1 protein-coding gene is annotated in these 1,307 nt (G+C 41.0%); it reads left to right on the top strand.

Translation table 11 applies throughout. The annotated features are described in order from the left end of the window. Positions 1-1,097 (top strand): AbrB family transcriptional regulator (locus ACED59_RS24485; protein WP_371705136.1); only part of this gene is annotated, 1,097 nt, incomplete at its 5' end. Positions 1,098-1,307: the final 210 nt, after the last annotated feature.

The raw sequence follows: 1,307 nt of genomic DNA, 5'->3' as shown, positions 1-1,307 counted from the left end.
GAAGCTGCTTAATAAGTAAGCAAATGATGACAACTACCTTGAAAAACACCGTTATTGTCATCCTTCAAGCTAAAAAAAGGGGAAACCAAAACATGTATCTAGCCTCATTCATAGCTTTGGTTGGCTCGCTCTTATTTACATATTTCGAGATACCACTAGGTGTAATGTTCGGTGCCCTGATTGCTCTTTTGTTAACGGTAAAAACAGGGTTTACTCTAGCTCTTCCCAAAAGCACATTGACCGGAGTACAGTTAATCCTTGGTGCCACAGTGGGCTCAATCGTCCCTATGCAGACTCTTTCCAAGGGTTATCCGATATTACTTTTTGTGGGACTCGTCCTTTGTATGTCCGCACAAGTTCTCACCTCGTATCTCTGGCTTTCTAAGCGAGAGAAATGGTCAAAATATGAAAGCCTACTTGGGGCGGTCCCGGGAGCGATGGCCGCGGTTCTTGTCATTAATGAAAATCACAATTCACCTTCTAGTAAAGTGATTTTCACTCACACAGTTCGACTCATTTTCTTAATCATAGCTTCCGCTCTTCTTGTCTCAGCGGACAATTCACCAGTTCCTGGGCCGGCTATTTCCTTAGACAACCTTTGGATACTTCTCCCACTTTTCCTCGCCTACTTTTCAGGTTTGCTTCTCGATAAAATTGGTACTCCAGCACCGTATATGGTGACTGGGATGTTAGCAACTATGTTTGTGAACTCTGAGTTACCGTCATACAACTTTCTTGTCCCGACAGAGCTTGTTTTTATTGCAACATCCGCTCTAGGGGCATTAATTGGGATTCGTCTAAAAGATATAACCGTTGTAGATATCTTCTCTTATGCGCGAGCTGGGATTATTGCTACAACGTTAAGTCTTACAGTCACAGTTGTTTTTGCATATATATTCAGCAAGCTAATTGATAAGGAGTTCATCGTACTCTTGATGTCGTGGGTTCCGGGCAGTGTGGAGTCTATGACTGTCGCTGCCATTTATCTTGGACTAGAGCCTGCATTAATAATGCTTAGTCATATCATTCGCATGATAATGCTTCATTCTATCCCTCTCGGCTTCAATATTTATAAGTATTTACGGAGACAATTATGAAATGGGACATTGGTGTTGGCTTGGTTTCATTAAAAAACCTCAGTTAAGACTGGTTTTTTGCTTTTTCCATTCCTAATAAGCTCTTTTCACTTAAATGCATTTAATTTACCTATTGAAAGAAATTCAACTGGAACTTCCGTTCTTCAACGGTATCCAGTCTGTACTTTGTAGTATTGAAGAGCGGAGTTACGCTGCTTCTATCTAAAAACA

Origin of the sequence: Vibrio sp. FF266, assembly GCF_041439695.1 — a bacterium.
GTDB classification, from domain to species: Bacteria; Pseudomonadota; Gammaproteobacteria; order Enterobacterales; family Vibrionaceae; genus Vibrio; species Vibrio tasmaniensis_A.
The sequence above is the reverse complement of the archived record's forward strand: the minus strand, read 5'-3'. Positions and strand labels throughout refer to the sequence as shown.